Origin of the sequence: Planococcus circulans (genome assembly GCF_020023385.1) — a bacterium.
Classification (GTDB): domain Bacteria; phylum Bacillota; class Bacilli; order Bacillales_A; family Planococcaceae; genus Planococcus.
The window spans coordinates 405,579-418,564 of record NZ_JAIQCL010000002.1; the positions used below are offsets into that span (position 1 = coordinate 405,579).

Annotated in this window: 10 protein-coding genes; 6 read left to right on the forward strand and 4 right to left on the reverse strand. The window is 45.0% G+C overall.

Features of this window, described 5'->3' with window-relative positions; all coding sequences use genetic code 11:
- The first annotated feature begins 136 nt into the window (after positions 1-136).
- Positions 137-1,030, forward strand: coding sequence for a sulfurtransferase (locus K8U60_RS06125; RefSeq protein ID WP_223635821.1), 894 nt, complete (start codon positions 137-139; stop codon positions 1,028-1,030).
- Between the two features lie 179 nt (positions 1,031-1,209).
- On the opposite strand, the gene ade is transcribed toward K8U60_RS06125, so the two are convergent.
- Positions 1,210-2,937: an adenine deaminase gene (gene ade, locus K8U60_RS06130; protein ID WP_223635824.1), complete on the reverse strand. Its 1,728-nt coding sequence runs from the start codon at positions 2,935-2,937 to the stop codon at positions 1,210-1,212.
- 278 nt (positions 2,938-3,215) lie between these two features.
- Here ade and K8U60_RS06135 point away from each other — a divergent pair, with 278 nt between their 5' ends.
- Positions 3,216-4,259 (forward strand): AbrB family transcriptional regulator, encoded by a 1,044-nt coding sequence (locus K8U60_RS06135; RefSeq protein WP_223635828.1) that lies wholly within the window; start codon positions 3,216-3,218, stop codon positions 4,257-4,259.
- 53 nt (positions 4,260-4,312) lie between these two features.
- Here K8U60_RS06135 and K8U60_RS06140 read toward each other — a convergent pair whose 3' ends face one another.
- Positions 4,313-5,926 (reverse strand): glycoside hydrolase family 43 protein, encoded by a 1,614-nt coding sequence (locus K8U60_RS06140; protein ID WP_223635831.1) that lies wholly within the window; start codon positions 5,924-5,926, stop codon positions 4,313-4,315.
- Between the two features lie 188 nt (positions 5,927-6,114).
- Positions 6,115-7,323, reverse strand: a complete 1,209-nt coding sequence (locus tag K8U60_RS06145; RefSeq protein WP_223635834.1) for an ROK family transcriptional regulator — start codon at positions 7,321-7,323, stop codon at positions 6,115-6,117.
- A gap of 333 nt (positions 7,324-7,656) precedes the next feature.
- Here K8U60_RS06145 and K8U60_RS06150 point away from each other — a divergent pair, with 333 nt between their 5' ends.
- The 3 genes from K8U60_RS06150 to K8U60_RS06160 all read left to right on the forward strand — a co-directional run bounded on the left by K8U60_RS06150 (position 7,657) and on the right by K8U60_RS06160 (position 10,769).
- Positions 7,657-8,958: an extracellular solute-binding protein gene (locus tag K8U60_RS06150; protein WP_223635837.1), complete on the forward strand. Its 1,302-nt coding sequence runs from the start codon at positions 7,657-7,659 to the stop codon at positions 8,956-8,958.
- Positions 8,959-9,055: 97 nt separating this feature from the next.
- Entirely contained in the window at positions 9,056-9,934 is an 879-nt protein-coding gene (locus K8U60_RS06155; protein WP_223635840.1) for a carbohydrate ABC transporter permease, read from the forward strand.
- Between the two features lie 13 nt (positions 9,935-9,947).
- Positions 9,948-10,769: a carbohydrate ABC transporter permease gene (locus K8U60_RS06160; RefSeq protein ID WP_223635842.1), complete on the forward strand. Its 822-nt coding sequence runs from the start codon at positions 9,948-9,950 to the stop codon at positions 10,767-10,769.
- A gap of 20 nt (positions 10,770-10,789) precedes the next feature.
- Here K8U60_RS06160 and K8U60_RS06165 read toward each other — a convergent pair whose 3' ends face one another.
- Entirely contained in the window at positions 10,790-11,425 is a 636-nt protein-coding gene (locus tag K8U60_RS06165) for a YesL family protein (RefSeq protein ID WP_223635845.1), read from the reverse strand.
- A gap of 209 nt (positions 11,426-11,634) precedes the next feature.
- On the opposite strand from K8U60_RS06165, the gene xylA reads away from it, so the two are divergent.
- Positions 11,635-12,957 carry a xylose isomerase gene (gene xylA, locus K8U60_RS06170; RefSeq protein WP_223635848.1) on the forward strand — a complete coding sequence of 441 codons (1,323 nt, stop codon included), beginning with the start codon at positions 11,635-11,637 and terminating at the stop codon, positions 12,955-12,957.
- Positions 12,958-12,986 lie beyond the last annotated feature (29 nt).

The window sequence follows — 12,986 nt, forward strand, 5'->3', positions numbered from 1 at the left end:
CTCAGCTGAATTTCGGAGCGTTTTCGAACTGGAGTCTTTCAGTTGACGATAGGAAATTCAAACCTTATTGTACTAGTATAACGCATCTTTGTTAATCATATTGGATTTGTAGGCTTAAAAGTGAGGAGCGTATACGATGGAAAAAATACCTTTAATCGTCAGTACAAATTGGTTGGAACAACGTTTGGGAGACTCGGATTTGCGGATTATTGATGCCACGACGTTTATGGATATTCCAGCGGATGGCGGACCGCCTTCCGTTCAGTCTGGAAAAGATTCTTATGAAGAGGGGCATATTCCCGGAGCTGTCTATGCGGATCTGTTGAACGAACTGTCAGACCCGGAGTCGCCATTGCCGTTTATGGCACCACCACGAGATCATTTCATTAAAAAAATGACGGAACTGGGTATAGGGGACGGCCATTATACAGTGATCTACGACCAGGGCGCTTTAGTGGAAAACCCGGTGGTTGCTGCCTACTGGGCTTCACGCTTGGCTTGGCAGATGCATTATGAGGGCTATGAAAATGTAGCGATTCTAGACGGTGGCTTGCCGAAGTGGAAAGAGGAGAACCGGCCGTTGACAGCTGTTCCGGGCAACTATTCGCCTGCCACTTTCACTGGGCACCGCCGGCCGGAACTGCTTGCCACCAAAGAAGACGTACGTCAGGCAATGAATGACGACAATGTCATCCTGATCAATAGCCTGTCACCGGAGGATTTCAGAGGGGAGTCTGATACTTACCCAAGAAAAGGCCATATCCCAAGCAGCGTCAATGTCTTTTTCGGCCTCCACGCCGATCAGCAAACCAAGAAAATACATGACGATGCTGAGCTTCGTGAACCTTTTGAGAAGATTGGGGCACTGGATCCGGACAAGAAAGTCATCACTTACTGTGGCGGTGGAATTGCCGCTACCTGGAACGCATTGCTGCTCAATAAACTCGGACAGAAAAACGTCGCTGTCTACGACGGTTCGATGAACGAATGGGCGAGCGACCCATCCTGCCCGCTGGTGACAGGAGAATGACCAAAAGACCGCATTGCCTCTAAAAGGCGATGCGGTCTTTTATCGTTTACCGATATAATGGGCATTTATGGATAGTAAGATCTATACAAGTTGAACCAATGAATTGCTTTTTAAACTCATTATTAGTGAAGAAACGAAAAAAGTGCTCTAAGCGGATGCTTTCCGTGGACGAATCTTCCTTATTCTTCGACAGCTGCCACTGGGATGTGCTGGAAGCTTGCTACATCGAACAAGCCGCAATCGGTTAACTTCAATTTTGGGATAACCGGCAACGATAAAAAAGAAAGCGTTAAAAAGGCGTTGAAATGGGAGGGAGCTCCGATCAGCTCAAGACTTTCATCGAGCTCCTTGAGCTGTTCAAATACGACGTCGAACGGTTCTTCCGACATCAGGCCTGCAATGGCAAGAGGAAGGCTGGCTAAAACTTTCCCATCCTGGACAATCACCAATCCGCCTTTCAGGCTTTGCAAAGCTTCCGCTGCCGTTTGAATGTCGCTGTCTGTTGTTCCAACAGCGATAATATTATGTGAATCATGGGCAACGGTAGTCGCGATGGCGCCGTTTTTCAGGTCAAGGCCATGAACGATGCCAAGGCCGATATTGCCGGTTGCGCGGTGGCGCTCAATCACCGCAATCTTCAATAGATCCTTTTCTGTATCCGATTCAAACAAACCATCGACTACAGGAGCTTCTTCAATCAAATGTTCCGTGATGAGATTATTTGGGTTGATGCCGATGATGTGCGCTTTTGTGCTGCCGTTCGCGGGGATTTGAAAGCTGTCCTTGGAAAGCTTTGCGATACTTACGGTATCCTGGACTGTTGCTATGTCACTTTTTTGCTGGAGGGGTCCCACGTATTGGCCGTTTTGCGCCGCCAACTGCCCACTTTTATAAACTTCTGCGATTGTCAATTCCTCTAAATTGTCGAGCAGCAGGAAATCCGCAACATAACCTGGTGCGATGGCGCCTTTTTGGTGCAGTCCGAAGCATTGTGCGGCATTGATGCTGGCCATGGAAATAGCGGTTATCGGATGGACGCCCTGCTTAATGGCAGTCCGCACATTATAATCGACACTGCCTTCTTCGATCAAATCATCCAAATGTTTGTCATCTGTACAGAACAAGCAGCGGTGGGCGTTCTGGTCTGTTACACCTTCGAGCAGAGCCAGGAGGTTTTTTGCGACGGACCCCTCGCGAAGCATCACGTACATGCCCCGTTCCAAACGCATCATCATTTCTTCTTTTGTGACACATTCATGATCCGTCAAGATGCCGGCAGTTCCATAGACATTGATGTCGTTTTCAGTGAGGCCGGCCGCATGCCCGTCAATTTGCCGGTTCAGCAGCAGTTTATCAAGCATGGCATCATCTCCGCGCAGAACAGCTGGGAAGTCCATGACTTCAGCGAGCCCCAAAACCCCATCGCGGAGCAGGAAAGGCGTCAGGTCTTCAGCGGCCAGGCAGGCACCTGCATTTTCAAAGGAAGTCGCCGGCACACAGGAAGGCAGCATAAGTTGGATATCGAGCAATGTTGCTTCAGCATCCTTCAGCATAAATTCCAGTCCATGAGTTCCACTGACATTTGCAATTTCATGTGGATCGGCAATGACTGTTGTGACGCCATGCGGCAGGACCACTTGTGAGAACTGCTGCGGTGTCACCATCGAAGATTCGATATGGACATGGGCATCGATTAAACCCGGAGCCATAAACTTTCCAGTGGCATCGATTTCCTTGAGGCCTTGATAATCACCGATGCCGACAATTATCCCATCGCTGATAGCTACATCGCCAGTAGTGAGGGTCTTTGTGAATACATTGACGATTGACGCATTGCGGATCACCAAATCGGCTTTTCTTTGTTTATTGGCGACATCTATCCGGTTTTTTAATTGTGCTTTAGTCATTGTTATTCAGGCTCCTTTAAAGGGATTTTGGATTTCATTAATGGAAGGGAAGTTATTGACGAGCTGAACTTTGCTTCATTTTACATGAGATAGTTGATAAGCTCTAGCGAAAAGTGGGAGGGAAAAGTTCTTGGCTAGAAGGCTGGAAGCTGTATGAAAAATGCAGCTTGGATGCTGTTAAGTGCATAAAGATTTTATTTTATCGGCAGAAGAGATTATAATAAGGAAATCACTTAGCGAATTTCCAGAAAGAAGATGACGATATGAGGAATCACCCGATGGCAAAAGCTTTTGCAGTCGGTTTGGCAGGTGCTGGGCTGTTTGTTGCAGCAGGAGCGCCGATGCCTTGGCTGTTGGGTCCTTTGTTTGCGGTTTTGCTGGTGCAATTGTTTACACCGGTTTCACTGAAATGGCATTCCGGTTACCGCAATGGCGGATTGGTTGTGGCAGGGTATGTCATCGGATATGCCTTCACTCTTGAAGCTTTGCAGGGGATGAAACAATATTTTTGGGCGATGGTACTGATCAATATCGCATTTTTTATCCTTTTCATGTTCATCAGTTCATTGATGGCTTCACGGACAAAAGTTGATCAGGCAACCGCGATGACCTGCTGCGTTCCGGGGGGGTTGTCTCAAATCATCACGTTTGCGGAAGAACAGAAAACCATCGATTTGACGGCAGTCACTTTTTACCATGTTCTTCGCGTGCTGCTAATTGTTGCCATCGTGCCATTTATTGTGGCAAATGGAGGATCAGCCCATGTGGAAGAACTGGGGCAGGGAGATTACTCCCTGCAATTAATCGGATTGTTGGGGCTGTGTTACGGAGCTGGGATGCTGGCGCAGAAAATGAAGGTGCCGACGGCTTTTTTGCTGGGACCAGTCTTTCTGATTATGGCCTTTAATCTCGTTGGTGTACCTATGCCGATCATGCCAGGTTCTTTTCTGCACATCGCGCAATTATTCATCGGCATTTACATCGGGCTGTTGCTGAAAAAAGAAGATTTGAAATTGACGAAGCGAATGATTTTCTATTCGTTCTTTTCAAGCGCAGTGTTGATCGCCTTTGCCTATGGGCTCAGCTTTGTTCTTCAGGACCTCTACGGCCTTAGTTTTTCAACCAGCTTCCTGAGTTTGGTGCCAGGGGGGCTTGATCAGATGGGACTCATTGCAGCCTCGGTTCATGCAGACGTCACCGTCGTAACTGCTTTTCAATTGTTCCGGATTTTGTTTTTATCGGTGTTGGTTGTGCCATTTGTTAAACTAGTGGTGGGCCGCAGTGAGCAAAGGAAAAAAGTAGTTGAGGAAAATATAAGATAGGGCAAAAAGCAACCAGGGACTCTTTTGTCCCTGGCTGCTTTTTTGCTGTAGCATTATTCGGTTGTTTCCTTATAGATGAAATAGTCGAAATCAGCTGGCTGCTGTTGTCCTGACAGATCCTGGCATTGCATGCCGACAAATGCACCAGTGAAGAAACCGCCGCCTTGGATATAGTCATCCGAAAGTTTATGGGATTCAAACTTGATCGGAAGCGTGTGCCAGTTCTCTCCGTCAAAGGAGTAAGAGTACAGGTAAGTTGTCGTTTGTACTTCCACACGCATCCAAACAGATTCCACATGCTCAGGAATGCTGATTTCCTCTCCTTGGAGCGGCTGTGCGAAGGAGAAGTTATCGCACACTGTAAGTTCAAGAATGCGTCCCTTTTCTTCATGCCAGGAAATCTGGAGAGCTGTCCAGTTTTCGGTGTTGTAATAATTTACGAGTCCGGCTCCCTGCTGGAAAGTAGTGGGCTGGAAAGCAACTTTTGTTTCGGCGATAAAATTAAAATGCTGCCAGCGTCTTGCAACGAACGCCTGCGTGAACTTGGACGTCAGCGATTCACGCCCGTATAGACGGAGATGTCCAGGGCTGTCTGTTAAAGACGCGATTTCTTCGCCAAGCGGAATGCGGAGTGTCTGAAAATGGCTGTTCAATTCTACAGAATCAAACTCATCTTTTTCAGGGAAATCTGCTGGCCATTGGACTTCTTCAATCGCCGGACCTTCAATTTTTGAAGAAGGCTGGTTGCCTCCGATAACATAAGGCCAATCATCTTTCCATTCCAGACGTTGGATGGCAGTTTCCCTGCCAAGCGGACAAAAACCTCGCGGATCCAATAAAGCTTGGTCTTCCTGAGGCAAGGGACGTCCAGTTAAATGCACCAGGAACCATTCATCTGTATGAGTTTGGACCATCGAAGCATGTCCGGCTTTCTGAAGTGGAATTCTTGGATAGGGCCATGAGGTAATCAATGGATTTTCAGGATGGACTTCATACGGTCCGTCGATCTGGCGAGAGCGGGCGATTGTTGCCTGATGATCGTATTTGGTTCCGCCTTCTGCTGTCAGCAGGTAGTAATACTCGCCGATCTTGTAAAGATGCGGCGCTTCGGTCAGTTTGATGTCAGTGCCTTTAAAGATGATTTTGGAGTCGCCGATGAGTTTGCGTGTGGCCGGATCGAATTCCTGCAGGACGATGCCGTAAAAAGGATGATGCCCGACACGGTGGTCCCAGTACATATTGACAAAGTATTTTTTGCCGGATTCATCATGAAAGAGGGAAGGGTCGAATCCAGAGCTGTTCAGGTAAGACGGCTCTGACCATTCCCCGTCGATGGTTTCACAGGTCACTAAATAATTGTGGCAGTCTTTCCATTGGCCTTCTGTCACTTTCACGTCCGTAAAAATCAGCCAAAACTGCCCATCACTGTATGACAGGGCAGGAGCCCAAACGCCTCCGGAATTCGGGTTTCCGGACATATTCAATTGACTCAACCGATTCAAGGGACGTGAGATCAACCGCCAGTTCTTCAAGTCTTTGGAGTGATAGATTCCTACTCCTGGAAACCATTCGAAGGTAGAAACAGCAATGTAGTAATCTTCTCCTACACGGCAAATAGATGGGTCGGGATTAAAACCTGGCAAAATCGGATTTTGGATCATCGTCATTGTTCTTCATCCTCCATTCAGATATGTAAGTGCTTACAAATTTCGTTTTTTCAACTTCCAATCGATCATACCGCACTTAGTCTATTGAGTAAACTAAGTTTTTTGAAATAGCTTAAAATATAATTAGAAAAAGCTGGTATCCGCAAATGGGATATCAGCGAGACCTACTAGCTGGAAGCGTCTATTTTCTAAGCCTTCAAGCTTGTTTTCTGTTGCATACTGACACTGAGGAAGTTTTCAATGGAAAAGGCGGCTGCCCCCAAAGCGCTTGAGAAAGTGCTCAGTTCAGAGAAGCAGATGGTCAAATCATTTTGCTGGAACCATAAAGCCTGATTCGATACCCGATCCGTTAAGGTTTTAGTTAGCCACTTAGAAGAAGACGCCATTCGGTTGCCGATTATCACTTGCTGGGGATTAAAGCTGTTGATGATGTTATTGATGCCGACACCCAGGTAATCACCGGCTTGTTCGAATAGAGCTATCACTTTTGGGTCGCCCTGCTCGGCAAGCACCATAAGATCGCTCAGCTCCAATTCTTTTCCTGAATGGGAGAAAATGTTCATTTTTTCTGCGGCTGTCAGCAAAGCCTGTTCAGAAGCAAATAGTTCCCAACAGCCCTTATTGCCGCAACGGCAAGTAGGGCCATTCACTTGAATCGTCATATGGCCGAGTTCACCCGAAAAGCCATTTGAGCCTTTATACAAAGCGCCATTCAATATCAACCCAACACCGATACCGATTCCGGCACTGACGTAGATGATATGCTCGGAATCTTTTCCGGCACCGAACCTCTTTTCTCCATATGCACCCGCATTCGCTTCGTTTTCAATGATGATCGGCAACTGGTAGCGGTTTTCGAGAACCAGCTTCAAGTTTAAGTTCTTCCATTTTAAGTTGGGGGCAAGCAGGATTTCGCCATTATTGTCAACGATGCCCGGCACACCCACACCGATGCCGATGATGCCGTGAGGGCTAGGCGGAGCAGACTCCGTCAAATGATCGATGGTATTGAATAACTGTTTTTCAATTTCTTCATAGGACAAATTCTTAAAAGTAACTTCTTTTTCTATGCAGATATTGCCGTTCAAATCCGTCAGCACACCCAGGAGGTAATTCACTCCAATATCAATTCCGATAGAGTAACCGGCTTTTTCATTGAAAAGCAGCATGACCGGGCGCCTTCCGCCACTGGATTTTCCTGGACCCGATTCATAGATCAACTGATCATCCAATAAGTCATTCACCAGGGAAGAGACCGTGCCTTTATTTAAACCGACTTCCTGAGCCACTGCTGCTCTTGAGATAGGGGAATGGTTTATAATTTTTTTCAGTACCAGGGATTTATTGCCCTCTTTTACTACGTGATGGTTCCAGGTCTTGTTTTCTCCAATGTTCATGACAAGCAACTCCTTCTACTGAAATCTTGCTTTCTATCAACTTTCAAAATCGACCTTTGAAAATTTTCTGTACAAACGTCCAAGCTGTGGAGGAGAAGTGGAAGAGACATTTATCTGGGGACTTCTCGTACGGTAATTTTCAAAACCCTCTAGTTAATAGTGTAACGCCATTTTTAAGATTTGGGTAAAAAAACCTCATTCGTTTGGAATTTTATCACGAAAATAAAACTTTGTTTAGCCACTAGACTAACAATATTTATTTTGCTACAATGAAACCGCATACAACAATCTGAAAATTGTTGTAATAATAAAATTTGCAAGGGGGAGAACAATATGGGGAAGAAGAAAACGCTTACACTTCTATCGTCCGCTTTGGCTTTAACAATGTTATTAACAGGTTGCTCAGATTCCGAGGAAGCAGGGGAAGCATCAGGGGCAGCAGAAAAAGAAATAAAGTTCATGCATTTATGGCCTGAGGGCAGTTCTAAAAAACATTTTGATGTGGTAAATGAAATTATCGCTGAATACGAAGCAGAGAATGAAGGGGTTTCCGTTGACCTTGAAGTATTGAGCAATGAACAATATAAAGATAAGTTGAGAGTACTCTCCACGTCCGGGGATCTTCCGGATGTCGGGTTGACATGGGCAGCAGGATTTTTGGAGCCTTATGTGGGCGGCAATATGTTTGCGCCACTGGATGATGTAATCGAAGAAGACTTGAGCGATGCATTTGTATCGGGGACTACGGAAGCCTATGCCATGGATGGTTCGACTTATGGTTTGCCTTTAGAATTGAATATCGTTTCTTTATACTATAACAAAGCGATGTTTGAAGAGCAGGGAATCACACCGCCCGAGACTTATGAAGAACTTGAGACGGCTGTAAAAGAATTCAATGACGCCGGTATCCAACCGATCGCTTTAGGAAACCGGGATTCTTGGACAGGATCTATGTGGTATATGTATCTGGCTGACCGTATCGGCGGCGCGGATGTATTGAACAAAGCGATTGACCGCTCGGGTTCTTTTGAAGATCCGGCTTTGGTCGAAGCGGCTGCGAAAACGCAGGAATTGGTCGACATGGGTGCTTTCGTCAATGGTTTTAACGGACTTGCTGACGAAGAGGCAAAATCCATGTTCATGAGTGGACAGGCGCCGATGTACTTGATCGCGACTTGGGATCTTCCAAACTTCACGACAAACGAAAGCGTACCGCAAGAATTCAGAGATTCAATCGGCTACCTTAACTTCCCGACTGTCGAAGGACAAGGGGATATGAGCAGTTTTGTCGGTGGTCCTGGAGTTGGATTATTCGTTGCGGAAGAATCCGAAGTAAAAGAAGAAGCGAAAGATTTCGCATCTTATTTTGTTAAGGCATGGGGAGAAGAAGCTGTGACTAAAGCGGGAGTAATTCCTGCCACTAAAGTAGACGCCGCGTCATTGGACCTGCCTGAAATGTATGTAGATATTCTGAATGAATTGAATGGTGCTACAAACATCACGTTGTTCGCAGATGTTCAAATGAGCCCGGACGTGGCTCAAGTACATTTGGACTCTATTCAAGCCCTTTTCGGCAATCAAATAACTCCGGAAGAGTTTGCTAAGAATCACGAAGAAGCCCTTTCAAAAGAATAAGTGATACTTCCAAAAGAAAAATCTAATTAAAAAGAGGGGGCATATCCAACACTGTGGATTGTCCCCTTGTATTTTCTAGGATATGGGGTTGAATGGTATGAATAAAGTAATGTCGAATAAGTTCTATATCGCTTTTTATATTGCGCCAGCACTTCTTCTACTGCTGATCCTCGTTTTCATCCCCTTAGTCTTATCAGGGTATTATGGCTTGATGGATTGGGACGGCATAGGAGAGAAAACCTTTATCGGTTTAGAAAATTACATCACTGGAATTCAGGATAAGCTGTTCTGGAACAGCGCGTTCCATTCATTTTTATTGGCGATTTTTTCTACCTTAAGTTTAGTCATTTACTTGACGGTCTCTTTTATATTGGCTTCAAAGATTAAAGGAGCAGATTTACTGCGCAAAATTTACCTGATTCCCATGTTGTTGTCTTCAGTTGCCATTGCCCAGCTATGGGTTAAAATCTACAATCCATCAAATGGTATTCTGAATGTCTTCCTGATGAGCATCGGCGTGGAAAATCCACCATTATGGTTAGCAAATCCTTCGATTGTGTTGTTTGCCATATTCGTTCCGATTTTATGGCAGTATGCAGGTTTCTACATATTGATCTATTATGCAGCTCTGAAGAATATTCCTGAATCACTGATAGAAGCTGCAAGGATTGATGGAGCATCCGCTTTCCAGATTGCCACACGCATCAAGCTGCCGTTGATCAAAGAAGTGGTCAGCGTAACGATTGTCCTGGCAATCGTCGGATCTCTTAAATATTTCGATTTGATCTACGTAATGACTGCCGGGGGGCCAAACGGAGCCAGTGAAGTTATGGCTTCTTATATGTACAAACTTGCTTTTTCGAATTATAACTTCGGTTACGGGAGTGCCATCGGCTTCCTGTTATTGATCATTACTTTGATCGTTACACTTATTGTACGGAAACTGACAGAAACTAAAGATAAACTCGAATATTAGAGGAGGCATGAAAATGGGCCGCATTGGTTATTTCTTTCTGTACCTGGCATTGATCATCGTAGGGCTATTTCAAATCTTGCCGTTGATCTGGCTGTTCCTATTCTCCTTAAAAGATAATAATGAGATCTTCGCGGGTTCGCCGTTTGCGCTGCCTTCGGAATTCAGATGGGAGAATTACGCGAAAGTCTGGGATGGCGGCATCGGTACTTATTTCTTCAACAGTGTCTGGATTACGATCCTTGCCATCATTTTAACCGTCCTTTTTGCAAGCATGGCGGCTTTCGCGATTACAAGGTTAAAGTGGAAATTGAGTGGACTGGTGCTTGGGTTGTTCATGGTTGGATTAATGATTCCGATTCATTCCGCCCTGATTCCGCTGTACAGCATGTTCTTAAGTGTCGACATGATCGACAATCCGTTTTCCATTGTCATCACCTACACGGCATATAATCTGCCCATCACATTGATGATTCTGCTCGGCTTCTACTATACGCTGCCGCATGAAATTGAAGAAGCGGCCGTGATTGACGGCTGCTCGATCCACCGCATGTTTTTCCGGATTATCCTGCCGATGACAACACCGATTTTAGCAACGACTGTCGTCATCAACATGATCTATAACTGGAACGAATTCGTATTCGTCAATACCTTCATCAGCTCCGAAAAATACAAGACGCTGACAGTGGGTATCCAAAATTTCATTGGCCAATACATGACGGATTGGGGAGCAATCGGCGCAACTTTAGTCATCAGTGTCTTGCCGATCATCGTGGCTTTCATCTTTTTCAGCAATAAAGTAGTCGAAGGCATTTCATCAAGTGCCGTAAAAGGGTAAATTCAAAAAAGCTTCACACCTTAAGGAAGAGATTCCTCTGGGTGTGAAGCTTTTTTATGGGTTTTCCCGATTGCGTGCATAGCCATCCAGGTCGTAAGAAAAGCATATAAACTGCCGCCGAATATAAATGCCAGAGCTGGAAACAGTCTCATGATGAAGAACAACGGAACTAGACAGAGCACAATGACAGCAGTAGCGGGTGGATTGACAAGCATTAGCAGAAATGCGTTTTTAATGACCGAAGGCACCTTAATGTCGTAGTGGACGAAGGCCGGGAATAGATAAAAAAGGAAGAACGTGAATATCAGCATAAATGCAAACAAAGGAATGTATGTCCAATCCACTTGTTCGTTCGGACTTGCTTGGATATAGAAAATATCCAAAGCGATAAACAATAGGATCACAGATACGAAGAATCCAAGGAAATTACTTTTTAAAAAATCTTTCTTATAAAATTCCCAAAAAGAATTAAAGAGAGGCAGATCGGTATTTCCCTTCAGCCATTCACGGCATATGGCAAACATGGAAGTGGTGGCAGGATAAAAACCGAACAGGACGCCTCCCAGCAGGGAAAACAACACCCATAGGAGATTCAAGTAAGCAAAGCGGGTGATCCATTCCAAACCAAGATAAATATAGCTGCTTGTGTTATTCATTGGTGACCGCCTTTATCGCAGATTTTCGTAATTGATAAAATCATATCCTACTCATCAGAAAAAATCATTACACGGGAATCAAATACTTTGTTTAATCAATAGACAAACTAATTATAACTTGATATAATCCTTAATGAAAGCCTTTTCACTAATAAGTCTAACAATTGATACATATTCACAGAAACAAAATTATATTGGAGGTATGGAAAATGGTACATTTCCCGGAAATTGAAAAGATAAAATTTGAAGGAGCATCTTCAGAAAATCCATTCGCTTTTAAATTCTATAACCCTGAAGAAAAAATCGGGGGGAAAACAATGGAAGAAACCCTTCGTTATGCAGTATCTTACTGGCATACATTTACGATGGATGGTTCAGATCCATTCGGTGCTGGATCCATGGTCCGTTCTTGGGACCGCTTAAAAGGAATGGACTTGGCTAAAGCACGGGTTGAAGCGTCCTTCGAATTTTACGAAAAAATGGATGTGCCATTCTTTTGTTTCCATGATGTTGATATCGCCCCTGAAGGCAGCAATTTGCGCGAATCCAACAAGAACCTGGATGAAATCGTTGGAATGATCAAAGCATACATGAAAGACAGCAAAGCGAAATTGCTGTGGAATACAGCCAATAACTTCACGCATCCACGCTTTGTCCATGGAGCCGCAACGTCAAGCCATGCAGATGTCTTTGCCTATTCTGCTGCTAAAGTAAAAAAAGGGCTTGAAATCGGTAAAGAACTTGGGGCTGAGAACTATGTGTTCTGGGGCGGCCGTGAAGGCTACGAAACGCTTCTGAACACCGACATGAAACTGGAGCTGGATAACTTAGGACGCTTCTATCATATGGCTGCCGACTACGCGAAGGAAATCGGTTTTGATGCACAATTCCTGATCGAACCGAAGCCAAAAGAGCCGTCTACACACCAATATGATTATGATGTAGCGACAGCCCATGCATTTTTGCAGAGCTATAAATTGGACGATACATTCAAATTCAATATCGAAGCCAACCATGCTACACTGGCTGGCCATACGTTTGAACATGAACTTCACTATGCACGCATCAACAATATGCTCGGTTCAGTGGACGCCAACCAAGGAGATCCGCTATTGGGCTGGGATACCGACGAGTTCCCGACTGATCTATGGTCAACGACTTTGGCGATGTACGAAATCCTCCAAAACGGCGGGCTTGGCCGCGGCGGCTTGAACTTCGATGCTAAAGTAAGAAGAGGATCATTCGAGCAGGACGATCTGTTCCATGCACATATTGCCGGAATGGACGCTTTCGCTGTTGGTCTAAAAGTGGCTCAGCAACTGATTGATGACAAGGTACTTGAAAACGTTGTGAGCAACCGATACGAAACTTATACAAATGGCATCGGACTGGATATCGTCAATGGCAATACGGACTTCCATAAACTTGAAGACTATGCGTTCGGCATTACGGATATTAAACAAACTTCAGGGCGCCTCGAGCAGATCAAAGCCACAATCAATCAATATTTATTGCAGGCTTTCGCAAAATAAGAAATTTTTCAGGCTGGGAGAGCTGACTT

Excerpts from the sequence above, each read along its gene's own strand:
- K8U60_RS06150 (WP_223635837.1), top strand. The coding sequence starts at position 7,657 with ATGGGGAAGAAGAAAACGCTTACACTTCTATCGTCCGCTTTGGCTTTA.
- K8U60_RS06145 (WP_223635834.1), bottom strand. The coding sequence starts at position 7,323 with ATGAACATTGGAGAAAACAAGACCTGGAACCATCACGTAGTAAAAGAG.
- K8U60_RS06140 (WP_223635831.1), bottom strand. The coding sequence starts at position 5,926 with ATGACGATGATCCAAAATCCGATTTTGCCAGGTTTTAATCCCGACCCA.
- K8U60_RS06135 (WP_223635828.1), top strand. The coding sequence starts at position 3,216 with ATGGCAAAAGCTTTTGCAGTCGGTTTGGCAGGTGCTGGGCTGTTTGTT.
- K8U60_RS06125 (WP_223635821.1), top strand. The coding sequence starts at position 137 with ATGGAAAAAATACCTTTAATCGTCAGTACAAATTGGTTGGAACAACGT.
- K8U60_RS06155 (WP_223635840.1), top strand. The coding sequence starts at position 9,056 with ATGAATAAAGTAATGTCGAATAAGTTCTATATCGCTTTTTATATTGCG.
- K8U60_RS06165 (WP_223635845.1), bottom strand. The coding sequence starts at position 11,425 with ATGAATAACACAAGCAGCTATATTTATCTTGGTTTGGAATGGATCACC.
- ade (WP_223635824.1), bottom strand. The coding sequence starts at position 2,937 with ATGACTAAAGCACAATTAAAAAACCGGATAGATGTCGCCAATAAACAA.
- K8U60_RS06160 (WP_223635842.1), top strand. The coding sequence starts at position 9,948 with ATGGGCCGCATTGGTTATTTCTTTCTGTACCTGGCATTGATCATCGTA.
- xylA (WP_223635848.1), top strand. The coding sequence starts at position 11,635 with ATGGTACATTTCCCGGAAATTGAAAAGATAAAATTTGAAGGAGCATCT.